This window comes from Micromonospora sp. NPDC051925 (assembly GCF_044548625.1).
Taxonomy (GTDB): domain Bacteria; phylum Actinomycetota; class Actinomycetes; order Mycobacteriales; family Micromonosporaceae; genus Micromonospora.
Map to the genome: position 1 here is coordinate 33,119 of NZ_JBIUCH010000026.1, position 23,934 is coordinate 57,052.

Below are 23,934 nucleotides of genomic sequence, written 5' to 3' on the forward strand. Positions count from 1 at the left end.
GGCGACGCCGGCACCGGGTGATCCTTCCGCTGGCGTTGGCCGCCGCGCTGATCGTCGGCACGCTCGGTGCCCACGCCCTGGACCAGCCCGACCCGACCGATCCCGGCTTCCTGTCCCCGGTCGCCACCGACGACGACGGTGGCAGCCGGCTGGCCGACGCGCTGCGCACCCGGGGCGTCACCGTCCAGCGGGAGACCGGCCTGCTGCCTGCGCTGCTCGCCCTCGACGACGGTCCGGCCACCCTCTTCGTCCCGGCCCCGGAACTGCTGCACCCGGACACCCTCGGCGCACTGGACGAGCTGCCGGCCGGGCGTCGACTGGTCCTCGTCGACCCGTCCCGCCGGGTGCTGGAAGCTGCCGACCTGCCGCTGGTGCCGACGAACCGTCGGTGGGCCACCCGGGCGGTCGGACCGGCGACCGACGGCCGGCCCTGCCCGCTGCCCGAGGCGACCCGGGCCGGCGTCGCCGCCGCCGAGCTCCAGCGGTACGCCGCCGCGCCCGACGTGCCGGTCACCCTCGATCGTTGCTACTCCGCCGGCCTGGTCCGGCTCCCCGGCCGGACCGAGGTGGTGGTGATCGGTGCCAGCGACCCGTTCCGCAACGACCGGATCGCCGAACGGGGCAACGAGGCGCTCGGCACCGGCCTGCTCGGCGTACACGACCGGGTGGTCTGGCTGGACCTGGACGGTCCGGCACCGGCACCGACGTTCGGCCGTACCGACGGCAGTGGAGAGCCCGCCTGGTCACCCACCCCCGGCGGCTCGACCGAGTACGACGGCGGCACCGGCACCGCCGAGGGGGAACCCGACGGTTCCGGCACCTCCTCCGGCAACCGGGGCGGGCCGGGCGACGCGCCGGACTCGGCAGGCGGCCCACCACCGGACCGCCACCCGCTGCTGGACGCCTTCCCGCCCTGGTTCTGGGCACTGCTGATCCAGCTCGCCCTGGTCGCCCTGCTGGTCGTGCTCTGGCGGGCGCGCCGGCTCGGCCCGCCGGTCAGCGAGCCGCTGCCGGTCGAGGTCCGCTCCACCGAGACCGTCCTCGGTCGGGCCCGGCTCTACCAGCAGGCCCGCGCCCGGGGCCCGGCCGCCGCCACCCTGCGTGCCGCCGCGCTGGACCGGCTGCGCGGTCGGCTCGACCTGCCCGCCACCACCACCCACGAGGAGTTGGCCGCCCGGGTGGCCGAGCGGGCCGGCGGCACCCCGGCGCAGATCCGCGAGCTGCTGTACGGCGCGCCGCCGCAGACCGACGCCGAACTGCTGGAGCTGGCCCGGTCGCTGGACCGGCTGGCCCGTACCGTGGCGGCACCCGCCGACCGTCCGACCGAAGGAGACCCCCGGTGACCCGACCCGCCACCACCGCCGAGCCCACAGCCGGCCCGGACGACGCACGGGCCGCCCTGCACCGGCTGCGCACCGAGGTGGCCAAGGCGGTCGTCGGCCAGGACGCCGTGGTCACCGGCCTGGTGATCGCCCTGCTCTGCCGGGGCCACGTGCTGCTGGAGGGGGTGCCGGGGGTGGCCAAGACGCTGCTGATCCGGACCGTCGCCACCGCCCTCGACCTGGACTCCAAGCGGGTCCAGTTCACCCCCGACCTGATGCCCGGCGACGTCACCGGTTCGCTGATCTTCGACCCGCGCACCGCCGCGTTCACCTTCCGGGAAGGGCCGGTCTTCACCAACCTGCTGCTCGCCGACGAGATCAACCGGACGCCACCCAAGACCCAGTCGGCGCTGCTGGAGGTGATGGAGGAGCGCCAGGTGTCGGTCGAGGGCGCCCGCCGGCCGCTGCCGGACCCGTTCATCGTGGCCGCCACCCAGAATCCCGTCGAGTACGAGGGCACCTACCCCCTTCCCGAGGCGCAGCTGGACCGGTTCCTGCTCAAGCTGACCGTGCCGCTGCCCAACCGGGACGAGGAGTTGGGAGTGCTGCGCGCCCACCACGCCGGCTTCGACCCGCGTGACCTCGGCGCGGCCGGCGTACGCCCGGTGGCCGGCGCGGCCGACCTGGCCGCCGCCCGGGAGTCGGTCGGCCGGGTGCACGTGGCCGAGCCGGTGCTCGGCTACATCGTGGACCTGTGCCGGGCCACCCGGGCCACCCCGGCGCTGGAGCTGGGCGCGTCGCCCCGGGGTGCGACCGGGCTGCTGAGCACGGCGAAGGCGTGGGCCTGGCTGGCCGGCCGGGACCACGTCACCCCCGACGACGTGAAGGCCACCGCCCGCCCCACGCTGCGGCACCGGCTGCGGCTGCGCCCCGAGGTGGAGCTGGAGGGGGTCGGGGTCGACGCGGTGCTGGACACGGTGCTGGCCACCGTGCCGACCCCGCGATGACCTGGCGGGCGGCCCTCCTGCTGCTGGCGGGCGTGCCCACCCTGCCGCTCTGGCCGGACCCGTTGTCCGGGGTGGCCGTGATGACCGGTGCGGTGCTGCTGCTCACCGCCGTGGACTGGACGCTCGCCGCCCCGCTGCACGGCGTCACCGTCGACCGGGAGGGTGACCGCGCCGTCCGGCTCGGCCACCCCGCGACCGTCGCGCTGCGCCTGACCAACACCTCCGGCCGCACGCTGCGCGCCCAGGTACGCGACGTCTGGGTGCCGTCCGCCGGGGCCCGTCCGGACGTACCACCGCACCGGGTGTCCCGGGTCGGACCCGGCGGGGTGCTGGTGCTGCCCAGCCGGCTCACCCCCACCCGACGCGGCGACCGGCCGGCGGTGACCGTGGCGGTGCGCTCGCTCGGGCCGCTCGGGTTGGCGTTCCGGCAGCGGTCCGGCCGACCGGCCGCCCCCGGCTGGACGCTGCGGGTGCTACCCCGGTTCGACTCGCGTCGGTACCTGCCGGAGAAGCTGTCCCGGCTGCGGGTCATCGACGGCACCCAGGTCGCCCGGGGGCGGGGCCAGGGCACCGAGTTCGACACCCTGCGCGAGTACGTGGTCGGCGACGACGTCCGGTCGATCGACTGGCGGGCCAGCGCCCGCCGCTCGGACGTGCTGGTCCGCACCTGGCGGCCGGAGCGCGACCGCCGGCTGGTCTGCGTGTTGGACACCGGCCGCACCTCGGCGGTACGCGTCGGCGACGAGCCCCGGCTGGACACCGCCATCGACGCGGCGCTGCTGCTGACCGCGCTGGCCTCCCGGGCCGGCGACCGGGTCGACCTGCTCGCCGCCGACGCCCGGATCCGGGCCACGGTCACCGGCAGCGGCCGACCGGCCCTGCTCAACCGGCTGGTGAACGCGCTCGCGCCGCTGCACCCGGCACTGGTGGAGACCGACTTCGAACTGATCGTCGCGGAGATCCTGCGGCGGGACCGCCGACGCAGCCTGGTGGTGCTCTTCACCGCCCTGGAGGCGGGTGCGCTCGCCGACGGCCTGCTGCCGGTGCTGCCCCGGCTGGCCGCCCGGCACCGGGTGGTGGTGGCAGCCGTGCACGACCCGGTGCTCACCGCGCTGACCACCGGCACGCCGGTGCGCCGCGAGGACGCCTACGCCGCCGCGGCCGGCTGGCGGGCGCTCGCCGAGCGGGACCGGGTCCGCGCCGCCCTCGGCCGGTACGGCGTGACCGTGGTGGACGCCCCGGCGGACCGGCTCGCCCCCGCCCTGGCCGACACCTACCTCCGCCTCAAGGCCCTCGGCCAGCTCTGAGGGTCAGGACGGGCGGTGGGTGGGGCGTCAGGCGCGGGTGGGCCAGAGTTCGGCCAGCCACGGGTCGGTCCGCTCGGCCGGTACGCGTTCGGCGGCGACCGCCCGGCGACCGAGCAGCACCACGTACGCCAGGAAGCCCAGCCACACCGTCGCGCCGACGCCCACCCGCAGGGCCACCGGCGCCGGCGACGGGGTGACGAACGCCTCCAGCAGCGCGGAGATCGCGAAGAGCCCGACCAGACCCACGGCGACCAGGATCGCCGACCGGCCCGCCTCGGCGACCGCCCGGCCCCGGCCCAGGTGCTCCGGGGGCGAGATCCACGCCCAGGCGGTCCGCAGTCCCACCCCGGCCGCGACGAAGACCCCGGTCAGCTCCAGCAGCCCGTGCGGGGTGATCAGTCCGAAGAAGACGTCGGCCCGGCCGTAGGAGACCATCACCCCGCCCACCACGCCGACGTTCAGCACGTTCTGCCACAGCAGGTAGAACACCGGCACGACCAGGATCCCCGACGCCAGGCACTGGGCGGCGATCCAGGCGTTGTGGGTCCACAGGTGGAAGGCGAACGTCGGTGCGGAGAACTCGGTGTAGTAGCCGGCGAAGCCGGAGTCGACCAGGTCGGCGGCGGCGTCCCGGCCGATGAACGCGGCAGCGGTGCCCGGATTGGCCGCGACATACCAGATGAGGAAGCCGCTGAGCAGGCTGAACCCGGTCGCCACCGCACACCACCACGGCCAGGCCCGGTACACCGCGCCGGGGAACCCGACGGCGACGAACCGCCCGACGGCGGCCCAGGACGGCCGACGGCGGCCGGTGATCCGGGCGCGGGCCCGCAGCACGAGCTGGGATAGCCGGCTGACCAGGGCCGGGTCGGGCGCCCGGCTGCGCAGCGCCGACAGGTGGGTGGCGGTGCGCTGGTAGAGGACGATCATCTCGTCGATCTCGTCGACGTCGAGCCGACGGCGGTCGCAGAACAGCTCCAGCCGCCGCCACTCGTGACTGTGCTCGGCGACGTACGCGTCGAGATCCACTGGTCCTCCCCCGTCCCGCGCCCATAGTGTTCACTGTCCCGGTGAGAGCGCAACCACCGGTGCCGGCCGGCACCGGCCCGGCCGGCCGCTGGGCGGACGCCGGTCTGGTCAGCGGCGAGGCCGTCGAGCTGGACGTCCGGGCGGCGCGACTCGGTTCCCGGGTGCTGGCGCTGCTGATCGACGTCGTCGGTCAACTGCTCTGCGCGGCCCTGCTGGCCCTGACCCTGACCCCGCTGGTGCTGATCCTGCTCCCCGACCCGGTGGTGGACCGGGCCCTCACCGGCGCGTTGGAGACCCTCGGCCTGGTGCTGGTGGTGGTCGGCTACCCGGTTGCCTGGGAACGCCTCAACCACGGCCGTACGCCCGGCAAGCTCGCGGTGGGGCTCCGGGTGGTCAGCGCCGACGGCGGGCCGGTGGGGCTGCGCCAGTCGTTGACCCGGGCGCTGGTCGGGGCGGCCGTGGAGTGGCCGGGGCTGGTGCTGCCGCTGCTGAGCTGGGTGGCCGGGGCGACGGTGATGCTGACCGACCCGCGCGGCCGGCGGCTGGGCGACCTGGTGGCCGGCACGATGGTGGTGCACACCCGGACCACGCAGACCTGGCGACCGGCCCCGCGGATCATTCCGCCGTTGGCCGGCTGGGCGGTCACCCTGGACCTGACCCGGCTCGACGACGCGCTGGCCCTGGCCGTACGGCAGTACCTGACCCGGGGCGATCAGATCGTCGAACCGTACCGGAGCCGGTTGGCCCGGGAGCTGTGGCGCGAGGTGGCGGCGGTGACCTCCCCGACGCCGCCGCCCGGCGTACCGGAGTCGCTGCTGCTGGCGGCGGTGCTGGCCGAACGGAACCGGCGTGGCGCGCTGCGGCTGCGCCGCAACCGGGCACTCACCGCCACCCTCTGGTCCGACCCCGACCGGGTGGGTACGGACAGCACCGGGTCGCCGCTCAGGTGAACAGGGCGCGACCCCACCAGTCGGTGGCGTCCCGGACCCCGGGTGGGCAGGCGAAAACGGCACTGGACACGTGCCGCAGGTACTCGTTCATCGCGTCGTTGCGGGCGAGCTGGGTCTGGATCGGCACGAACTGCCGGCGCGGATCCCGCTGGTACGCCATGAAGAACAGCCCGGCGTCGAGCCGACCCAACCCGTCCGAACCGTCGACGTAGTTGTAGCCCCGACGCAGCAGGCTGGCACCGTTGTTACTGCTGGGGTGGGCGAGCCGCACGTGCGAGTCCGCGGCGATCACGGGCTTCCCGTCGTCGCCCTTCGCGGCGAAGTCCGGCTTGTCGAACTCGTCCTTGCGGCCCAGCGGAGCCCCGCTGCCCTTGGTCCGGCCGACGATCTGTTCCTGCTCGGCCAGCGAACTGCGGTCCCAGGTCTCGATCTGCATCCGGATCTTGCGGGTGACCAGGTAGGACCCGCCGGTCATCCAGCTCGTACCGTCGTCCGGCTGGACCCAGAGCTGGTCGCGCAGCAGCCCGGCGTCCTCGGCCTTCAGGTTGGCGGTGCCGTCCTTGAAGCCGAAGAGGTTACGCGGGGTGGCCTGGCCCTGCGCGGTCGACGAGGTACGCCCGAAGCCGAGCTGGGACCAGCGGACGCTCACCACGCCCATCCCGATCCGGGCCAGGTTGCGGACGGCGTGCACCGCCACCTGCGGGTCGTTCGCGCACGCCTGCACACACAGGTCGCCACCGGAGATCTCCGGAAGCAGCGCGTCGCCGGCGAAGTGCGGCAGGTCGGCGAGCCCGGCGGGTCGCCGACCGGCGATGCCGAACCGGTCCCGGCCCTGCGCGTCGCGGAACAGCGTCGCGCCGAAGCCGACGGTCAGGGTCAGCTGCGACGGGGGCAGGCCCAGCGCCTCGCCGGTGTCGTCCGGCGGGGCCTCCGGCGCACCGCCGACGGCACCGATCACCCCGGCGTCCTTGCCGCTGGTCATCCGGGCGGCGGCGGCCGTCCACTCCTGGAGCATCGCGACCAGCCGGTCCCGGTCCTTGGTGACCACGTCGAAGGCGACGAAGTGCAGTCGGTCCTGGGCCGGGGTGGTGATCCCGGCCTGGTGCTCTCCGTGGAACGGCACCGCCCCGGCCGCCCCGTCGTTCGCGACGGCCCGGTCGCCGTCGCGGGCCAACGCGCCCGCTCCGGCGGCCACCCCGGCCACCCCGGCGACCCCGACCCCGGCGAGGGTGATCGCCCGCCGCCGGGACAGCCGCCGCCGACCACGGCCGGCGGTGCTGCTCTGCTCGCTCATCGACTCTCCTGGACGGGACCGGCCACCATCGGGCGGCGGCGACCTTGCTGACCCGCCGTCACCGGGCGACGGCGGCGGCGACCTTGCTGATCGGCTCGGCGAGGGCGTTGATGCTGTCCGACAGCTCCTTGAGCTCGGCCTTGCTCAGCTGGGGGTGCAGCTTCCAGCCGTCGCCGTCGCGGTGCTTGCCGAGCGCCGCCTCCACGTTGGCGAACTCCTTGTCGAGTTGGGTGACCAACTCCGGGGAGCGCTGCTCCAGCGCGGGGCGCAGCGCGGCGATGGCGGCCTTGGAACCCTCCAGGTTGGCGTTGAAGTCCCAGAGGTCGGTGTGCGAGTACCGCTCCTCCTCACCGGTGATCTTCCCACTGGCCACCTCGTCGAGCAATGCCTTGGCACCGTTGGCGAGTTGGAGCGGGGTGAGCTTCTCGGCGTTGGCCCGCGCCACGATCTCCTTGACGTCGGCCAGCAGCCGGTCGGCGATCGGGCCGTCCTTGCTGATGTCGCCGGTGGTCCAGAGGTCCTTCTCGATCCGGTGGAAGCCGGTGAACTCCATCCCCTCCTCGATGACCTCCTCCCGGCCGTCGATCTTGGGGTCGAGGTCGCCGAAGCTCTCCGCGACCGGCTCGATCCGCTCCCAGTAGGTGCGGGCCACCGGGTACAGCGCCTTGGCCTTCGCCACGTCGCCGGCCTTGACCGCGGTGACGAACTCCTCGGTCTTGGTCAGCAGGGCGGCGGTCTGGCTGGTCACGTACCGCTGGTAGCTGGCGGTCGCCTCGGTCAGTGCGGCGTCCGGGGCGACGGTCGCGGCGGTGCCGCTGACCTTCAGCGCGCCCCGGATGCCCCGGCCGCTCATCCCCGGCTTGCAGGCCGTCTCGTACGTCCCCGCGGGCAGTTCCACCCGCAGCTCCCGGCTGAGCCCCGGGGCGATGTTCTCCACCTCGCCCATCACCCGGTCACCGGCGGCGTAGACGTAGAACTCGTTCACCTTGCTACCGGAGTTGGTCACCGTGAAGGTCGCCTGGCCGGCGTTCAGGTCGGTGACGTCGACCTCGCACGCGCTGTCCGTGGCCTTGACCTTGACCGCGTTGCCGGTGCCGGCGTCCTGCTGGTCGTCCTTGCCGCCGCAGGCGGTGACGCCGGTGACGGCCAGTGCGCCGACGGCGGCGAGCACCAGGAAACGGGTGGTACGCATCGTTGCTTGTCTCCTCGGAAGGGCGGTGGATCAGACGCGTCGCGACCCGGCCGGCTGGGCCGTGGTCGTGGGGCCGTCGGTGGTGGGGGCCGGGACGGGACCGTCGCCGGTCGGGTCGACGGCGGGCGCGGCCGACCCGGCCTCGTCGGTGGCCGCGCTGGCGGGCCGCCCGGCCGCGGTGGCGGGCGCGGGCTTCGCGGGGGTCGCCGGCTTGCGCAGGAACAGCACCAGCACCGGTACGGCGTAGGCGACCCAGGCGACCGTCTCCAGCACGCTCGGCGCGGCGGTGACGTTGAACATGCCGGCGAGCAGGGCGGCGTACCAGGTGCTGGGGTCGAGCACCGGGGTGATGTCGAAGGCCAGGTCGTTCAGGCCGGGCAGCACGCCGGCCTCCTGGAAGTCGTGCACGCCGTACTTGAGGATGCCGGCGGCGACCAGGATCAACAGCGCCCCGGTCCAGGTGAAGAACGTGGACAGGTTGATGCGCAGGGCGCTGCGGTAGAGCAGGAAGCCGATCCCGACGGCGGTGACGATGCCGCCGATCAGGGCCAGCAGCGGCCCGGAGCCGGTGCCACCGGTCGCGCTCTGCGCCGCCGAGTAGAAGATCAGGGCGGTCTCCAGGCCCTCCCGGACCACCGCGAGGAAGGCCATCCCGGCCACCGCGAGGGAGCCGACGGCGAGCGCCTCGGTCAGTTTGCCGCGCAGCTCACCGGCGATCGTCCGGGCGGCCCGCCGCATCCAGAAGATCATCCAGGTCACGAAGACGACGGCGGCGACCGAGGTGACGGCCTCGAACAGCTCCCGGTCCTCGGAGCGGGCGAGCAGCGAGGTCGAGGTGTACTCGATGAGCCAGCCGAAGAGGACCGAGAGCGCCACGGCGAACCCGACACCGGCCCAGACCTGGGGCAGCCGGTCGCGCCGCTGCGACTTGACCAGAAAGGCGACCAGGATGCTGACGACGAGCGTCGCCTCCAGGCCCTCCCGCAGGCCGATCAGGTACGTGGCGAACATCGGTACTCCGTGTCGTGGTCAGGCATGCCTCAGGTTACTTAGGGCAGCCATACCTTCCTCCTGATCCAGGATCGCGTCAAGTCGTTCGTGACAGCTTCCTCCTGGTCGGGGGCCTGTGGGACGCCCGCCGCAGGCCGTCACCGCCCGTCCCGCCATCGCCTGCGGGAACTCCCGCGCCGCCGAGGGCGATCCACCACCGCCCGAGAGCGTCCACCCGCCGCCGAAGGCTGTGCAGCCGCAGCCTGACGTGGCAGTATCCGGGACACCCCCCAGGACAGGACAGGCCCGTGCCAGACGCGCCCCGCAGCCCCCTCCGCCGCCCACCGGGCACCCCGCCGCCCGGGGCTCCCGCCCGGTGTGCGCTTCGCCACTGTCAGCCGGGACGGCACCGGTGAAGGGCTTCGGCCCGTGGCTGGCCGTACTCGCGTTGGTGATCGTCCTCAACGCGCTCCGGCTGCGCCCGCTGGCCGCGATCGTCTCCCTCGCCTGGCTCGCGTGGTGCGTGTGGACCTGGGTCCGCCCGGCCCGCCGCAACTCCGAAGCACCCTGACCCCGCACCGGGACGGCGCGGAAAGGGACGGGGCCGGCCGCGATAGCGGCCGACCCCGTCCCCCGTCAGATGATGGCGTGGCTCAGTAGCGGTAGTGCTCCGGCTTGAACGGGCCTTCCTGGGAGACCCCGAGGTAGGCGGCCTGCTCCTTGGTCAGCTCGGTCAGGCGGGCGCCGAGCGCACCCAGGTGCAGCCGGGCGACCTTCTCGTCCAGGTGCTTGGGGAGCACGTAGACGCCGGTCGGGTACTCGTCGGTCTTGGTGAACAGCTCGATCTGGGCGATCGTCTGGTTGGCGAACGAGTTCGACATCACGAAGCTCGGGTGGCCGGTGGCGTTGCCCAGGTTCAGCAGGCGGCCTTCGGAGAGCACGATGATGGCGTGGCCGTCGTCGAAGCGCCACACGTCGACCTGCGGCTTGATGTTCTCCCGGGTGACGTCCGAACGCTTCATCAGGCCGGCCATGTCGATCTCGTTGTCGAAGTGGCCGATGTTGCCGACGATGGCCTGGTGCTTCATCCGGGCCATGTGCTCGTTGGTGATGACGTCGAAGCAGCCGGTCGCGGTGATGAAGATGTCGGCCTGCTCGACCACGTCCTCCAGGGTGGCGACCTGGTAGCCGTCCATCGCCGCCTGGAGCGCGCAGATCGGGTCGACCTCGGTCACCACGACCCGGGCGCCCTGGCCGCGCAGCGACTCGGCGCAGCCCTTGCCCACGTCGCCGTAGCCAAGCACGACGGCCATCTTGCCGCCGATCAGCACGTCGGTGGCCCGGTTGATGCCGTCGATCAGCGAGTGCCGGCAGCCGTACTTGTTGTCGAACTTGCTCTTGGTCACCGAGTCGTTGACGTTGATGGCCGGGAAGAGCAGCCCGCCGGACCGGTGCATCTCGTAGAGCCGGTGCACACCGGTGGTGGTCTCCTCGGTGACACCCTTGATGCCGGACGCGATCCGGGTCCAGCGCTGGTCGTCCTCGGCGAGGCTGCGGTGCAGCACCTGGAGGATGACCGCGAACTCCTCGGAGTCGGCGGACTCGACCGGCGGGACCGCCCCGGCCTTCTCGAACTCGACGCCCTTGTGGACCAGCAGGGTGGCGTCACCACCGTCGTCGAGGATCATGTTCGGGCCCTGCCCGTCCGGCCAGGCGAGCACCTGCTCGGTGCACCACCAGTACTCCTCCAGGCTCTCGCCCTTCCAGGCGTAGACCGGGACGCCAGCCGGCGCCTCGGGGGTGCCCTCGGGGCCGACCACGATCGCCGCAGCGGCATGGTCCTGGGTGGAGAAGATGTTGCAGGACGCCCACCGGACCTGCGCGCCGAGGGCGACCAGCGTCTCGATCAGGACGGCCGTCTGAATGGTCATGTGCAGCGAACCGGTGATCCGGGCACCGGCGAGCGGCTGGGCGTCGGCGAATTCACGGCGGATGGCCATCAGGCCGGGCATCTCGTGCTCGGCGAGGCGGATCTCCTTGCGCCCGAACTCGGCGAGCGACAGATCCGCCACCTTGTAGTCGCCCTCGGCGAGGGTGCTCGGCCGGGCGCCGCTGTGCGACGCCGGGAGGGTACTGGTCATGAAGGCTCCTGTCGGACGATGGCTGCGCGACCATCCACCTTACGCTCGCGCCCGAACGGCGTACGGCGGGCCGCCCCGGGACAGCACACGGGGCGGTCGGCGGTGGACAGAATCTCCGCCCACCTGCCGGCCGCCCCGTGCATCCCCCCGGTTTGGTTCCCCCGCGCGCCACCGGACCTTCGTCGCGATAACGCTGCGCACACATAGGGTTACATTGCGCCACGTCGTCGTCAAGCTAATTCGGGAAAGTCGGACTTGTGGCGTGTCGGGGTTTTCACCAGTTTCTGCTGGCTGCGACGAACCGGTCGCCTGTTGCTCGGGCTGCGGGCCGACTGTCGCCCGTACCGTCAGAGGCCGCAGGTGGCGACGAACGCCTCACCCGCACCGGAGACGACCAGGGTCGCCCCGGCGGCCGTGCCCACGGCGGCCTGCCCCGGCCCCAGCGTCACCGTGCCGGCCCCGTCGTCCGCCGCGACCCTGCCCCGGTGGCAGAGCACCACCCGGGGACCGGGCAGCGGCAGCCGGGCCTCCGGGCCTTCCTCGTCCACCGTCACCCGATGCAGCGCGAAGTCGTCCACCGGCACCGGCCAGCAGATCACCCCGGGAGCTACCTGGCGCGCCACGAGCACCGGATCGTCAAGCACCTCGAAGCGCAGCACCCGCAGCAACTCGTCGACGTCCACGTGCTTCGGGGTCAGCCCCCCGCGCAGCACGTTGTCACTGGCTGCCATGATCTCCACGCCGCTACCCTGCAGGTAGGCGTGCAGGTTGCCGGCCGGCATCCAGATCGCCTCCCCCGGCGTCAGCCGGACGTGGTGCAGCAGCAACGCCACCAGCACCCCCGGGTCGGCCGGGTAGCGGGCGGCCAACTCCCGGGCCAGCTCCGCATCCGGCCCCGCGACGTCCGCTGTGCGCACCGCGTCGACCAGCCCGGAACGGTCCGCTTCCGGCCAGCTCAGCAGCATCCGTACGGCCTCCCGCAGCCCCGTCGGCCCGGCCCGCAGCGCGGCCACCACCGGGGCCAACCCGGGTACGCCGAACCCGGCCAGCGCCGCCGCCGACAATTCCGGGTCACGGAACCCGCAGAGCGCGTCGAACGGCGTCAGCGCGACCAGCAACTCCGGCTTGTGGTACGGATCGACGTAGTTGCGCGGCCCCTTCGCCCGGCCCGCCTCCGCAGCGTGCCCGACCCGGGCCTGCTCGGCGTCCGGATGGGCCTGGAGACTCAACGGGGCGTCCGCGGCGAGCACCTTCAACAGGAACGGCAGTCGGGTGCCGAACCGGCCGACCACCTGGTCGCCGAGCCAGTGGCCCGGCTCGGCGACCAGCAGGTCGGTCAGGATCACCCGCTCACCGTCCCGCTCGACCGTGGCCGGGCCGCCCGGGTGGGCACCCAACCACAGCTCCGCCTCCGGGCCGGCGCTGGGCACCGGTCGCCCCTGCAACTCGGCGATCGCCGAGCGGGATCCCCAGGCGTAGTCGCGGATCGACCCGTACAGCAGTTCCACGCTCAGCCTCCGGCCCGCCCGGCCACCTCACCTGACTCGCTCGGCGACGCTTGCGCGGCGGTCGGCGCGGCCGTGCCGGTGCCGGCCCGCTCGGCGGCGACGCTGTAGATGTCCGGCTCCAGGTAGATGACCCGGGCGATCGGCACGGCCGCGCGAATCCGCGCCTCGACCGCGTTGATCCCCCTGGCCAGTTCCTCGGCGCTCTCACACGCCGGGACGCCGATCTTCGCGGCCACCATCAGCTCCTCCGGGCCGAGGTAGAGCGTCTTCATGTGGATGATCCGCTCGACCTCCGGGCCGCCGGTGACGGCCCGCTCGATGGTCGCCAGGTCGCCCGGGTCGGCGCCCTCACCGAGCAGGAGGCTCTTCGTCTCGATCGCCAGCACGATCGCGATGATCACCAGCAGTACGCCGATCATCGCGGTGCCGGCCGCGTCCCACATGCCGTTGCCGGTGATCAGCGTCATCCCCACGCCGAACAGCGCCAGCACCAGACCGACAAGCGCGCCGAGGTCCTCCAGCAGCACCACCGGCAACTCCGGCGCCTTCGCCCGACGGATGAAGTTCACCCAGGACTGGCTGCCCCGGGTGTGGTTGGACTCCTTGATCGCCGTACGGAAGGAGAAGCCCTCCATCACGATGGCGGACAGCAGCACCGCCACCGGCACCCACTGCCACGCGGTGATCGGGTGCGGGTCGGCCGCCTTGTGCCACGCCTCGTAGAGCGCGAAGAGGCCACCGAGGCTGAACAGCACGATCGACACGATGAACGCGTAGATGTAGCGCTCCCGGCCGTACCCGAAGGGGTGCTGCGGGGTGGCCGCCCGCTTGGCCCGCTTGCCGCCGAGCAGCAGCAACGCCTGGTTGCCCGAGTCGGCCACCGAGTGGATCGACTCCGCCAGCATCGACGACGAACTCGTCAGCAGGAACGCGATGAACTTGGTGATCGCGATGCCGACGTTCGCCAGCAGGGCGGCGATGATCGCCTTCGTTCCGCCGTTCGCGCTCACGTCGCCGCCCCGCTCCGCGACGCGGCGACGTGACACGCCGCGCTACTGAGCCCCATGGCTCGCTCGCTGCGCTCGCTCACGCCGCCGCCCCGCTCCGCGACGCGGCGACGCGACACGCCGCGCTACTGAGCCCCATGGCGCGGTCCCTGCGTTCGTTCACTGGTTCGACAGCTCCTTCATTTCGGTGACGGCCGGGACGGCCATCGGGTCCAGCCCGTGGGCCAGGGCCAGATAGATCGACGCGAAGTCGGGCACCGCGACGAGTGAGGCGAGTCGTTCCAGCGCGGAACCGCCCTCGGCGGTGACCACGTCGCAGCGCACGCCGCGCCGTTCGGCGAGGGTCTGCACCGCGTCGGCGCGGCGCTCCTCGACGGCGAGCGGCTCGTCGGTGTCCTCGTCGGCGTTGAGGCCACCGTCGCGCAGCAGCACCAGCCGCAGCCGGGTCGGGTCGGGTTCGACCTCGTCCGGGTCGGCGAAGATGTCCCGCGTCGACTCCACCAGGCCGCCGAAGACGCCGTCGAGTAGGCCGACCCGGCCCCGGCCGGCCTCACCCAGCGCACCGGTGACCACCGGGTAGCGGGCGTTGGCCGACAGCGTGTCACCGAAACGGCGGGCCGCCACGGTGGCCAACGGGGACGAGCCCCAGACGATCGGAATCGACCCGGCCAGCCCGAGGGCCAGCGACTTCGCCGGGTTGACGAAGGACTCGGCGGTCGACCGACACCGGTCGGCGTCGGCGTCCAGCCGGGCCGCCGTCTCGGCCAGATCCGCCTCGTTGACCTTCACCAGGCCGAGCGTACGGGCGGCGAGCAGGACCGGCACGGTGAGCGCCCAGAGGCTGGCGCGGGCCGGGGCGCGACGGGGCACCGGGATGAACGGCGCGCGGGCCCGCTCGGCCACCGACTGCAACTGCGAGTCGGGTGCGCCGACCGCGACCAGTCGGGCGCCCCGGCGGTGCGCCGCCTCGGCGGCACCCAACGCCTCCGGGCTACGACCGGAGGCGCTGACCGCGATCACCACGTCGGCCGCACCGACCCAGCCGGGCACCCCGGCGCTGCGGTGCGGGATCACCGGCACCGGGCAGCGCGGCCCGGCGACCGTGGCGAGCACGTCCCCGGTACGCCCGGCGGTGCCGATGCCGGCGATGACGACCGCCCGGGGGCGGCCCTCGTCCTCCAGCAGCGCCAGGTTGGCCTCGGCGGCCAGCGCGGCGGACTCCCGCACCTGGGCCCCGGCGGAGGCGGTGAAGCGCAGCATCCCACCCGGGTCATGGGTGGCCACCGCGTCCGGGTTGTCCAGGATCGATTCGTCAGCCACCCGTCGGCCGCTGACGCCGGCCGTTCCGTCCATCACCGCTGCGCCTCCGGCCCGCCACGCGCCTCGTCCAGCAGCAGCACCGGCACGTCGTCGCGCACCTCGAAGATGCGACCGCACTGCGTGCAGGTGAGGGTCTGGGCCTGAGCGTCGTAGTCCAGCGGTGCGTGGTGTGTGTCCGGGCAGGCGAGGATCTCGAGCAACTGCGGGTCCAGGGCCACGGCGCGGCTCCTTCCACGTGTGTGGTCTGTGCCGGTCGGCGGTGCCGACCGGCGCAGGGGATCTTATCGGCGAACCCGCTCCAGCACCTCGTCGCGCAGCGAGGTCATCCGCTCCTCGGTCGGGCCCTCCACGTTGAGTCGCAGCAACGGCTCGGTGTTGGACGCGCGCAGGTTGAACCAGGCGCCGTCGGGGAAGCGCAGGGTGAGCCCGTCCAGCTCGTCGACCTCCGCCTCCGGGTACGCGGCGCGCACCTCGGCGACCCGGGCGGCCTGGTCGGTCACCGTGGAGTTGATCTCACCGGAGGCGACGTACCGTTCGTAGACGCTGGCCAACAGCGACAGCGGCTGGGACTGCTCGCCCAGCGCGGCCAGGGTGTGCATGGCGGCGAGCATGCCGGTGTCGGCGAACCAGAAGTCCCGGAAGTAGTAGTGCGCGGAGTGCTCGCCACCGAAGATCGCGTTGGTACGGGCCATCTCGGCCTTGATGAAGGAGTGACCGACCCGGGCCACCACCGGCTCACCACCGTGCTCCCGGATGATCTCCGGCACCGCCCGGGAGGTGATCAGATTGTGGATCACCGTGGAGCCCGGATGCTTGGCCAGCTCGCGGGCGGCGACCAGGGCGGTGATCGCCGACGGGGAGACCGGCTCGCCCCGTTCGTCGATCACGAAGCAGCGGTCGGCGTCACCGTCGAAGGCCAGGCCGAGGTCGGCGGAGTGCGCCACCACCGCGCGCTGGAGGTCGACCAGGTTCTTCGGGTCGAGCGGGTTGGCCTCGTGGTGGGGGAAGGTGCCGTCCAGCTCGAAGTAGAGCGGAACGATCTCCAGCGGCAGGGCCGGCAGCGCCGAGTCGCCGAGCACACTCGGCACCGTGTAGCCGCCCATGCCGTTACCCGCGTCCACCACCACCTTCAGCGGACGGATGGTCGACAGGTCGACCAGCTTGCGCAGGTGGGCCGCGTAGTCGGGAAGCAGGTCGCGCCGGTCGACCGGGGCCGTCGGGGTGGCGGTGGGCCGGGTGCCGCCGTCCAGCAGCGCCTGGGCCCGGACCCGGATGTCGGCCAGCCCGCTGTCCTGGCCGATCGGACGGGCCCCGGAGCGGCACATCTTGATGCCGTTGTACTGCGCCGGGTTGTGGCTGGCGGTGAACATCGCCCCGGGCAGGCCCAGCGCGCCGGAGGCGTAGTAGAGCATGTCGGTGGAGGCCAGCCCCAACTCGATCACGGCCCGCCCCTCGGCCCGGACGCCTGCGGCGAAGGCGGCAGCCAGCCCCGGGCCGGTGTCCCGCATGTCGTGCGCGATCAGCACGGCGTCGCCGGGCTCGTCGGCGGCGTTGAGCACCTGGGTGAAGGCGGCCCCGAGGGCCTCGGCAGCCCGCTCGTCCCACTGGTCGGGCACCGTCCCACGGACGTCGTACGCCTTCACGATCTGGGACAGGTCAGACACCGGTGTCAGCTCCTCGGCAGGGGTCGTCAACGACCCTGAGCGTATCGGAGCGGCGGCGTCCGCCCCGTCCTAGCCGGGGAGCTGGGGCATGATCGTCGTCCCGTCACCGCCGGTGGAGGGCGTCGAGGCCGGCCGACCCTGAGCGGGTGGGGCCGAGACCGGCCGACCCTGGGCAGGCGGGGCCGAGACCGGCCGACCCTGAGCGGGTGGGCCCGAGACCGGCCGACCCTGGGCAGGCGGAGCCGAGACCGGCGGGGGCGAGGCCGGCGGGGGCGAGGCCGGGCGGGCGCCGTACACGCCGCCGGCCGGACGCGGGGTGGGTGCTACGGCTGGGTAGGTGCCGGGCGCCCCGTACAGGCCACCGGGGCGGGCCGGGGTGGGCTGCTGCTGCCCCCCGTACACCTGGCCGGAGGGCGTCGGCGGCGTGCTCGGCACCGCGCCCCCGGAGCGGTAGATGGTCGGGCTCGGGTTGCGGGGCTGCGGCAGGGCCGGGAAGTCACCCGGGTCGGCGGCACGGGACCGGTCGGCACGGGACCGGAAGATCAGCAGGACGATGAGCCCGGCGCCCAGGACCACCAGGGCGATGCCGGCGTACATGATCATGGATCCTCCGCAGGTCTGTGCGGCGGTGGCGGCCCGGCCGGCGGACGGGACGGCGAGCGCGGCCTGCGTCGCCGCCAACTCCGTCGCGGGCGCAACGGTGGTCGCGGCGGGGGTGGACGTGGGCTTCCTGGTCGGGGTCGGACTCGGGGTCGGGGTGCTGGCAGCCTGCCCGCCGACCCTGGACGTGTCGGCGCCCCGGCCGATCAGCCGGCCGACCGCGGTCGTCGCCTCACCGACCACGTCCAGCCGACCCGCCGGCGCTCCGGCGAGGAACGCCACCCGGTAACGGACGGTGATGCTCTTTCCCTTGCACAACGTCGGATCTGCCGGCGAGGTACGGGAGACCCGCACCACGCCACCGTCACCGGAGACGGGCACGGCGGACCAGCGCGCCCCGACGTTCACCTCTACCCGCACCTGATCTGCGGTAACCCCGGTCAGGCTCAGCCCCAGCCCGGTCCGCAGCAGCACGCACCCGTCGGTGCGTCTGCGCACCTCGATGGAGACCGCGCCCGGGGAGCCGCCGGCGGCGAAGCCAGCCGAGGCACGGACCTTCACCCGGTCCGAGTCCGCATACGCGGGGAACGCGCCGACCGCCACCAGGCCACCGAGCAGCGCGCCGACGATCAGCGCCCGCGTCACCTGCCGACGCACGGACATCTCCCACCTCACCCTCCGGCCCCGGCGGGGGCCGCCGGTCAGGTTACTACCAGGTCAGCGGCCCTCCCGGCGGCAGAGCGCCCCGCATGTGTGCCGCATTACCCACCATGCCGCCGGTGCGATGCCGGATGGCCGGGCCGGCGGTGCTCGCCCGCTCGGCCGGCGCCGGCCTGATCGGTGGCGGTGGCGGTGGCGAGGGTGTCGCGGCAGAGCCGGTCGGCGGTACGGGTGGTCTCCGGCAGTCGGTAGCGCGGAGTCAACGCGAGCACCTGGTCGACCGCGTTGTCCAGACTCATCCGATGCCCGACGCTGACGAAGACCGGCTTCACCCCGTCCCGGGTACGCAGCACCCGCCCGACCACCTCACCGCCGTCGACCAGCGGGGCACCGTCCCCCCGGCGCGGACCTGGCCCGGTCCACTCGCCGACCAGCGGGGTCTTGCCCACCCCGATCGCCGGGAGCCCGGTCACCACCCCCAGGTGGCAGGCCAACCCGAAGCGGCGCGGGTGGGCCAGCCCGTGCCCGTCACAGACCAGCAGCTCGGGACGGGTGGTGAGCCGATCCAGGGCAGCCAGCAACGCCGGCAGTTCCCGGAAGGCGAACAGCCCCGGCACGTACCCGAAGGCGGGCCGGCCGACGCTTACCGCCCGGTCGACCACCTCCAGGTTCGCGGCATCGAGCACGGTCACCGCCGCAGCGAGCAGGTCACCGCCCTCCGCGTACGCCACATCGAGGCCGGCCACCGTCGCAGGCCGACGGGGCCCCGGCCCGACCAGGTCCGCGCGCGGTCGCAACCGATCCTGTACGGCCACCGCCTCGGCGACCGTCAACTCCTGTGGCCCGGTGCCACACCCAGGTTCCGGTCGCACGCCCGGCTCAGCTCCGCCCATCCTCGTCCTTCTTCTTGTCGAAGGCACCGAAGGCGATGGCGAAGGCCGTACCGATGGAGATCCCGAACGCCACGCCGATGGCGTCCTGAAACATGATCCACCCGACGACGATGCCGAGGAGCAGACCCGCCACCCAGGCGGTGGTCCGACGCTTCCTGGCAGCGGGATCGGTCATCGCTGCACCCTATCCGGGCACCGCAAACAGCCCATTTCGCCCGCACAGCCCACTCTCTGCTCTGCCAGGGCCTCACCCCTCCGCGAGGTGGGGGTCGGCACCGGGGACACCGGCGCGCTGCAGCTGTTCCTCGAACATGACAAAGGTCTTACGACGGATTCCCTGCACCAAGGCGATCTCCCGCGAAGTGGGGTACCGGCCCTCACGTGCTTGCATGTCGGTGATTGCGGCGACTGTCTCGTACAACGCGTGAACTGGACCAGAACCCTCTAGATGACGGGCACGCTCCTGCTCGGTCAGTTGGATGAACTCGTCACGCGACAGCACGTCGATGTTGTCGTCACGGCCGAACAGAATCGTGTCGATAAGGCTGTTCGCCGGCAACCAACTCCCACCATCGGTAGCCAGTCGCCACGCGGCGGCTCCCCCCTCAGGGGTTTCCACGATTTTGACCGGAGACTCGTAGTAGCTGACGAACATCGGAAGCCTCAGGCCATGCGCCTGTCCCACCATGTCAGCCTTCCCTTCCAGCGCTCGTCGCTGCCCAGAATGCCTGCTGCGCGCGTACCAGAAGACCGTCGCGGATCATCCTCTCCCGCGGAGTCAACGGACGCCCGTCAGCCTCCGCTATCGCCTCAAGATCACGTCTGACCTCGTAGAGTGAATGCTCCCACTCAGCCACACCATCCACTGCGGCGAGATGAAAGCGCAACTCGGCGATGTGGCCGTTGGACATCCGCAAGCTCAACAGAATGTCGCGGTAGCCGCTGAACTGTGGACGCATGAACCGATCCTTGATGTTGACCACGACGATTCCGAACCTGCTCGACAACTCCTTCAGGGCTTCATATACGTCATCGAGATGCTGAAACTCAACCTTTGCGGCAGCGAGATCCTTGAGCTTTGAGGCGTCGTTCTCGTACTCGACGAGCTTGTCCAAGACTCGCTGGTGACCCTTCGGCGCTCTCCGCCAGCCAGCTCGACCACGGCCTTCCGCTAGGTCCGAGGCTAGAATGTTGAGCTCCTGCTGCGCCTCCTCAGCGTGAGCAAGTAAACGTGACACGTATCCGTTTCGATATTCCTCGTCGTGCCGTCGAGACAGATCAAATCCCGCCTGATAGGCAGGCTGACGAGAGGCCGACATCCGAAGAGAAAGCGCCGTCTGAGCTTCAGTCAGTCTGGTGGGGATAGGCATTGGCCCGTCCTCGACCAGAGGCGCGACTTGCCGGGTGGCGAGGTCCTCGGCCACCGCACCCAGGACCTCCAAAGCTTGCGGGTTAGCGGCGAGGTGGTGCAGGGTCAACGGGCGTGCTGTCAGCGAGTTGGCCAGTTCGGGCGTTGCCAGGATCATGCGGGCGAGGTCTGGTCGCTGCGCCAACTGCCGGACGAGCGTCTCGGCGAGCATCCGCTGTCCGTCGGGCGGGTTTCGCCAGGTCTCGTCGAGCATCCGCACGACCCTCGGATCACCGAGCAGCCTCGCCACGTCTGCCGCGCCGGACTCGTCCAGGTGCGGGACGAGTCGTTGGATCGTCGGGGCGTCTGCGTGTGCGGAAATCTCCGCAGGGCTCAGACCAGCGTTGAGGACGCCGTCGAGGTCCGCGCCACTGGACAGCAACTCCTGCACCCGATTGGCAGAGCGTCCCGGCGGCGGCTGATCGGCCGCCCGCTGCGCTTCCTCATCGGGACGGGGTGCAGCGGGTTCCGGCGGTTGATCGCTGGTCCCGGGTGGCGGTCCCGGGTGCTCGGCAGATCCAGGCCCATCGAGCAGGTGCATCCGGTTGATGTACGGGTCGCCGTACCCCTGCTCCTCGTCGGGCACCGGAGGGTGGTCGGGCAGGTCAGGATGGACGCTGAACCGTCCCCGCGCCAGCCCGCCCAGCGGCATCGGGCGGCCGTCCCTGTCGAGCACCAACGCGTCGACGCCGACGACGTTGTCGGGGTGTCTGCGACCGACGTGGGCATAGAGCGGGCGGTCCTGAACCGCTCCTCCCTGCGGGTCGAGGTAGAGCACCGTACCGTTCTGGTTGAGCGCCACCCAGGCGTGCGAGCCGCCGTCCTCCCACTCGGTGATCAGGAAGGCGTAGCTGCCGTGACCGCCGAGGATGAGCTGGTCATGCAGGTTGCGGTAGCCCCGTTCGACGGACTGGCGCAAGGCTGCCGGCCCCGGCGTGGCACCCTCGTCGAGCGCGAACAGCTTCTGGAAGCGTCCGCCGGTGACCTCCTCGACCCGGCCGGGTCCACCGGACTCGCCGTTGACCGGACGCCGGATGTCGCCCTGCAGGTAGCCGTCGAAGGTACGGGGCGCGGACACCCTGGGCCGGCCGTGCAACCACGTCTCGTACAGGGACAGGGTGCAGTCCAGGCAGTTGATGCCCCGGGTCGGGTCGGCCTGCGGCCCACCGTCGTTGGCCAGCGCGAACCACCCACCCTGCCGGGGATCGGCGGTACGCACGACACTGCCGTCCGGATGGCGAGGCATCGCCCGTTCGAGGTCCGTCTGGTGCAGGGCGAGCGGAGGCCGTAGCCCGCCGAACTGCCCGTACCGACGAGAACGGTCGATGGGCGGCGGGTCGTCGTCGCCGGTCAGCGCCGACCGGTCCCCCGTCTCGACCCCACCGACCGCCAACTCGGCCACATCGTCGTTGATTCGGGAGAAGTCAGCCGCATCCTCTACGAAGACCGCCTGTGGGACCACCCTGCCGGCAAGGATGTCCACAGCGAGATCCCGTTGGCCGTTCGCGTCACGCTGTGCCTGGTTGGCAATCCCTTGGAACCAGTTGGCCAGCGCCGATCGGCCCTCGCGCCTGAGTTCGAAGCCTCGACGGGCAGCACGTTGCGCGACTGTCTCGTGCCTGCGGGCCGCCTTCTTTCTGCGGGTCGCTGCGTCCGTGCGCCGCCGGTCTTCGAACCAGTGTCGCTGCGACTCGAAGTAGCCCTGATAACGGCGCCGTTCGAGCGCTTCCCGTTCAGCCGCCCACCTGGCGGCGTACCACTGGGGTGTCCTCGGGCGAGGTGGCTCGTCGCTCTCGGGCGGCACCGGGGCGACCGGCTGCGTGGCCGACGGGTTTGTCGGCCTGGGTGCCAGCGCATCCAGAAGTGGAAGCCGCCTGCCACCCTCTCGGTCAGCCCCGCCATTGTCGACGGCGGGCGTCCCCGCCTCGCGGGCAGCCGGCGGGACATCGGACCCCGTAACTGGTGGAGCGCCGTGAGCCATTGAATTCGCCGTCGGTGTCGACCCGAGCGAGACACCGGCTGCTGGTCCGGGTGAGGTGGCGGTCGAGATCGTCCGTCCCGGGTGGAAATCGGATGCCGGCGTCGACACCGCAGCGGCTCCCACCGGCGGTACGACGGATGCCGTCAGGTTTCCAGTCGGGTTGCCCTGAGCAGTTTCGACGCCACGAGGTGCGGCGACTGCAGCGGCCGTCGTCGTCGCGGCCTCGGCGGGTCGGGCTACCGAGAGCGGGGAGGCCGCCTGGTCGGCGGTGACCGACAACAGCGTGGGACTCGACGCTACCGACTCTGCAATCGGCGCCGCAGCAGCGGCTACCAGCGGACGGACAGCAGATTCGTGCCCTGCGGGAGGCGTTGCCGAGTTCGGGCCCGCCTGCCCGTCGAACGGGCTGACGCCAGCAGTTGTCCGGCTGTCGTCAGTCGCCGCCAGCGCGTCGCGCAGCTGGGGCGTCTCGACCACAACGTCTCGCACCCCACCGGCTACGACGGTCGGGGCGGCCGGCGCGGCGTCGCGCTGCTCGGGAACGCCCGCGGACAACGTCCGCTCGTGACCTTCTACCTGAACCGGCGGTGGTGGGATCGGGAAGTCGGCGGACACCTGGAAAGCCTCGGCCAGCGAGTGCAGCCGACCGTCGAGTCGGGCGTGCAGCGCGGCATCCGCCTGGCCGGTCGCCGAGCCGCTGACCCCGGAGACGGCGGCCCGGGTCGCATCCTCCAGCGACATCGCTCCCTGGCCGGTGGCCAGGCCCGCCGCGCCCTCCGCGAGCACCTCACCGGTCATCTCGCGGCCGAAGTGCTCACCGATCCGGGCCCCACGCCCGGTGGCATGCCGCCCGAGGCCCGCCAGCGGCGCGACCGCGCCGCCGGCCAGCCCACCGAGCGCCGACGCACCGAGATCGGCGAGGTCAAGGCCGTGCCGCCTTCCGGTGGAGTTCTGGTACGCCTGCGTCGCCAGACTGACGCCGGCCTCCTCACCCGCCTCGAACACGCCCCCCTTGAGCGCCCGCTTGCCGAGCCCGCGCATCCCGTCCCTGGCCACCTCCTTGGCGGCCCGCTCGCCCGCTTCCTTGAGGCCCTGCCGCAGCGCCTTCTTGGCCAGTTGGGCCATCAGCCGACGGAAGATCTGCTGGACCACCAGCCGGCTGGCGGTGACCGCCGCACCGGCTGCGGGCGAGGCGGCCCCGGCGGTGAGCGCGGCGGCGACGGCGAGCGCCAGCAGCTCCACGACCAGGATGCCGAGTTCGATCCACACCTCGAGCTTGGCGGCCTCGATGTCGCAGCCGCACTCCTCGACCAGCCGGCCCAGATCGGTGCTGACCGCGAGCAGCACCGGCAACGGGGCCTCGTCGCCCTCGGCCAACCTCCGCCAGGCAGCCTCGAACGCCTCGGGCACCGCCCCGACCCCGCCGTATCCGCTGCGTACCTCGGTGGCGGCGACGACCGCGTCGTCGCGCGGGCCGGCCAGGGCACCCGCCACGGCATACCACTGGTCGGCGAGGTCCCAGACGGCGCGTTCGTTCCCCTCCGGCCATTCCACGCCGACCACCCAGTCGAGCGCCTCGTAGGCCCAGCCCGGCAGATCCCACGGGCTGTAGTCGAGGGGGTGCGGGATCGGGCTCGGCAGCACGCTCACGACTCTTCCCC

At 72.5% G+C, this 23,934-nt stretch carries 20 protein-coding genes; 5 read left to right on the forward strand and 15 right to left on the reverse strand.

What is annotated here, in order from left to right:
* Positions 1 to 17 precede the first annotated feature (17 nt).
* The 3 genes from ACIG87_RS28225 to ACIG87_RS28235 are packed head-to-tail and all read left to right on the forward strand — an operon-like array spanning position 18 to position 3,636.
* Positions 18 to 1,343, forward strand: a complete 1,326-nt coding sequence (locus tag ACIG87_RS28225) for a DUF4350 domain-containing protein (RefSeq protein WP_396854581.1) — start codon at positions 18 to 20, stop codon at positions 1,341 to 1,343.
* Positions 1,340 to 2,329 (forward strand): AAA family ATPase, encoded by a 990-nt coding sequence (locus ACIG87_RS28230; RefSeq protein ID WP_396854582.1) that lies wholly within the window; start codon positions 1,340 to 1,342, stop codon positions 2,327 to 2,329. Before ACIG87_RS28225 ends, ACIG87_RS28230 begins: the two co-directional genes overlap by 4 nt.
* Positions 2,326 to 3,636, forward strand: a complete 1,311-nt coding sequence (locus tag ACIG87_RS28235; protein ID WP_396854584.1) for a DUF58 domain-containing protein — start codon at positions 2,326 to 2,328, stop codon at positions 3,634 to 3,636. Before ACIG87_RS28230 ends, ACIG87_RS28235 begins: the two co-directional genes overlap by 4 nt.
* Positions 3,637 to 3,663: 27 nt before the next feature.
* Here ACIG87_RS28235 and ACIG87_RS28240 read toward each other — a convergent pair whose 3' ends face one another.
* A complete protein-coding gene (locus ACIG87_RS28240) occupies positions 3,664 to 4,665 on the reverse strand; it encodes a stage II sporulation protein M (RefSeq protein ID WP_396854586.1) in 1,002 nt (333 codons plus the stop codon).
* 41 nt (positions 4,666 to 4,706) lie between these two features.
* On the opposite strand from ACIG87_RS28240, the gene ACIG87_RS28245 reads away from it, so the two are divergent.
* The gene (locus ACIG87_RS28245) at positions 4,707 to 5,615 is read left to right on the forward strand and encodes an RDD family protein (RefSeq protein ID WP_396854587.1); all 909 of its coding nucleotides are present in this window, start codon (positions 4,707 to 4,709) and stop codon (positions 5,613 to 5,615) included.
* On the opposite strand, the gene efeB is transcribed toward ACIG87_RS28245, so the two are convergent.
* Genes efeB through efeU form a run of 3 tightly spaced genes read right to left on the reverse strand, consistent with a single transcriptional unit; the run spans position 5,608 to position 9,112 of the window.
* Positions 5,608 to 6,909, reverse strand: coding sequence for an iron uptake transporter deferrochelatase/peroxidase subunit (efeB, locus tag ACIG87_RS28250; protein ID WP_396854589.1), 1,302 nt, complete (start codon positions 6,907 to 6,909; stop codon positions 5,608 to 5,610). The two genes, ACIG87_RS28245 and efeB, sit on opposite strands and share 8 nt — an antisense overlap.
* A 58-nt stretch (positions 6,910 to 6,967) precedes the next feature.
* On the reverse strand, positions 6,968 to 8,101 hold the full coding sequence (gene efeO / locus ACIG87_RS28255) for an iron uptake system protein EfeO (RefSeq protein ID WP_396854591.1): 1,134 nt from the start codon (positions 8,099 to 8,101) through the stop codon (positions 6,968 to 6,970).
* 30 nt (positions 8,102 to 8,131) lie between these two features.
* Positions 8,132 to 9,112 carry an iron uptake transporter permease EfeU gene (gene efeU / locus ACIG87_RS28260; protein WP_396854593.1) on the reverse strand — a complete coding sequence of 327 codons (981 nt, stop codon included), beginning with the start codon at positions 9,110 to 9,112 and terminating at the stop codon, positions 8,132 to 8,134.
* 391 nt (positions 9,113 to 9,503) lie between these two features.
* On the opposite strand from efeU, the gene ACIG87_RS28265 reads away from it, so the two are divergent.
* A complete protein-coding gene (locus ACIG87_RS28265) occupies positions 9,504 to 9,662 on the forward strand; it encodes a hypothetical protein (RefSeq protein ID WP_396854595.1) in 159 nt (52 codons plus the stop codon).
* An 82-nt stretch (positions 9,663 to 9,744) separates the two neighbouring features.
* Here the strand turns inward: ACIG87_RS28265 and ahcY are convergent, their stop codons facing one another.
* The 11 genes from ahcY to ACIG87_RS28320 all read right to left on the reverse strand — a co-directional run bounded on the left by ahcY (position 9,745) and on the right by ACIG87_RS28320 (position 23,923).
* On the reverse strand, positions 9,745 to 11,232 hold the full coding sequence (gene ahcY / locus ACIG87_RS28270; RefSeq protein WP_396854597.1) for an adenosylhomocysteinase: 1,488 nt from the start codon (positions 11,230 to 11,232) through the stop codon (positions 9,745 to 9,747).
* A 347-nt stretch (positions 11,233 to 11,579) separates the two neighbouring features.
* Entirely contained in the window at positions 11,580 to 12,740 is a 1,161-nt protein-coding gene (gene manA, locus ACIG87_RS28275; protein WP_396854599.1) for a mannose-6-phosphate isomerase, class I, read from the reverse strand.
* A 2-nt stretch (positions 12,741 to 12,742) separates the two neighbouring features.
* The gene (locus ACIG87_RS28280) at positions 12,743 to 13,750 is read right to left on the reverse strand and encodes a cation diffusion facilitator family transporter (protein WP_396854665.1); all 1,008 of its coding nucleotides are present in this window, start codon (positions 13,748 to 13,750) and stop codon (positions 12,743 to 12,745) included.
* A gap of 156 nt (positions 13,751 to 13,906) precedes the next feature.
* A complete protein-coding gene (locus ACIG87_RS28285) occupies positions 13,907 to 15,103 on the reverse strand; it encodes an SIS domain-containing protein (protein ID WP_396854600.1) in 1,197 nt (398 codons plus the stop codon).
* Positions 15,100 to 15,285: a Trm112 family protein gene (locus ACIG87_RS28290; protein WP_088642951.1), complete on the reverse strand. Its 186-nt coding sequence runs from the start codon at positions 15,283 to 15,285 to the stop codon at positions 15,100 to 15,102. The genes ACIG87_RS28285 and ACIG87_RS28290 overlap by 4 nt, the downstream gene beginning before the upstream one ends.
* A 63-nt stretch (positions 15,286 to 15,348) precedes the next feature.
* Positions 15,349 to 16,731, reverse strand: coding sequence for a phosphomannomutase/phosphoglucomutase (locus ACIG87_RS28295; protein ID WP_396854603.1), 1,383 nt, complete (start codon positions 16,729 to 16,731; stop codon positions 15,349 to 15,351).
* A gap of 69 nt (positions 16,732 to 16,800) precedes the next feature.
* On the reverse strand, positions 16,801 to 17,994 hold the full coding sequence (locus tag ACIG87_RS28300) for a hypothetical protein (RefSeq protein ID WP_396854605.1): 1,194 nt from the start codon (positions 17,992 to 17,994) through the stop codon (positions 16,801 to 16,803).
* 98 nt (positions 17,995 to 18,092) lie between these two features.
* On the reverse strand, positions 18,093 to 18,884 hold the full coding sequence (gene nfi, locus ACIG87_RS28305) for a deoxyribonuclease V (RefSeq protein WP_396854607.1): 792 nt from the start codon (positions 18,882 to 18,884) through the stop codon (positions 18,093 to 18,095).
* A complete protein-coding gene (locus ACIG87_RS28310) occupies positions 18,871 to 19,059 on the reverse strand; it encodes a hypothetical protein (protein ID WP_396854609.1) in 189 nt (62 codons plus the stop codon). Before ACIG87_RS28310 ends, nfi begins: the two co-directional genes overlap by 14 nt.
* Before the next feature lie 72 nt (positions 19,060 to 19,131).
* Entirely contained in the window at positions 19,132 to 19,572 is a 441-nt protein-coding gene (locus ACIG87_RS28315) for a hypothetical protein (RefSeq protein ID WP_396854611.1), read from the reverse strand.
* A 1-nt stretch (position 19,573) separates the two neighbouring features.
* The gene (locus tag ACIG87_RS28320) at positions 19,574 to 23,923 is read right to left on the reverse strand and encodes a toxin glutamine deamidase domain-containing protein (protein WP_396854613.1); all 4,350 of its coding nucleotides are present in this window, start codon (positions 23,921 to 23,923) and stop codon (positions 19,574 to 19,576) included.
* Positions 23,924 to 23,934: the final 11 nt, after the last annotated feature.

What these genes read in the sequence shown, in the direction of transcription:
- ACIG87_RS28235 (WP_396854584.1), top strand. Translation starts at nt 2,326, where the DNA reads ATGACCTGGCGGGCGGCCCTCCTGCTGCTGGCGGGCGTGCCCACCCTG.
- efeB (WP_396854589.1), bottom strand. Translation starts at nt 6,909, where the DNA reads ATGAGCGAGCAGAGCAGCACCGCCGGCCGTGGTCGGCGGCGGCTGTCC.
- efeO (WP_396854591.1), bottom strand. Translation starts at nt 8,101, where the DNA reads ATGCGTACCACCCGTTTCCTGGTGCTCGCCGCCGTCGGCGCACTGGCC.
- efeU (WP_396854593.1), bottom strand. Translation starts at nt 9,112, where the DNA reads ATGTTCGCCACGTACCTGATCGGCCTGCGGGAGGGCCTGGAGGCGACG.
- ahcY (WP_396854597.1), bottom strand. Translation starts at nt 11,232, where the DNA reads ATGACCAGTACCCTCCCGGCGTCGCACAGCGGCGCCCGGCCGAGCACC.
- ACIG87_RS28300 (WP_396854605.1), bottom strand. Translation starts at nt 17,994, where the DNA reads ATGTCCGTGCGTCGGCAGGTGACGCGGGCGCTGATCGTCGGCGCGCTG.
- nfi (WP_396854607.1), bottom strand. Translation starts at nt 18,884, where the DNA reads ATGGGCGGAGCTGAGCCGGGCGTGCGACCGGAACCTGGGTGTGGCACC.
- ACIG87_RS28310 (WP_396854609.1), bottom strand. Translation starts at nt 19,059, where the DNA reads ATGACCGATCCCGCTGCCAGGAAGCGTCGGACCACCGCCTGGGTGGCG.
- ACIG87_RS28315 (WP_396854611.1), bottom strand. Translation starts at nt 19,572, where the DNA reads ATGGTGGGACAGGCGCATGGCCTGAGGCTTCCGATGTTCGTCAGCTAC.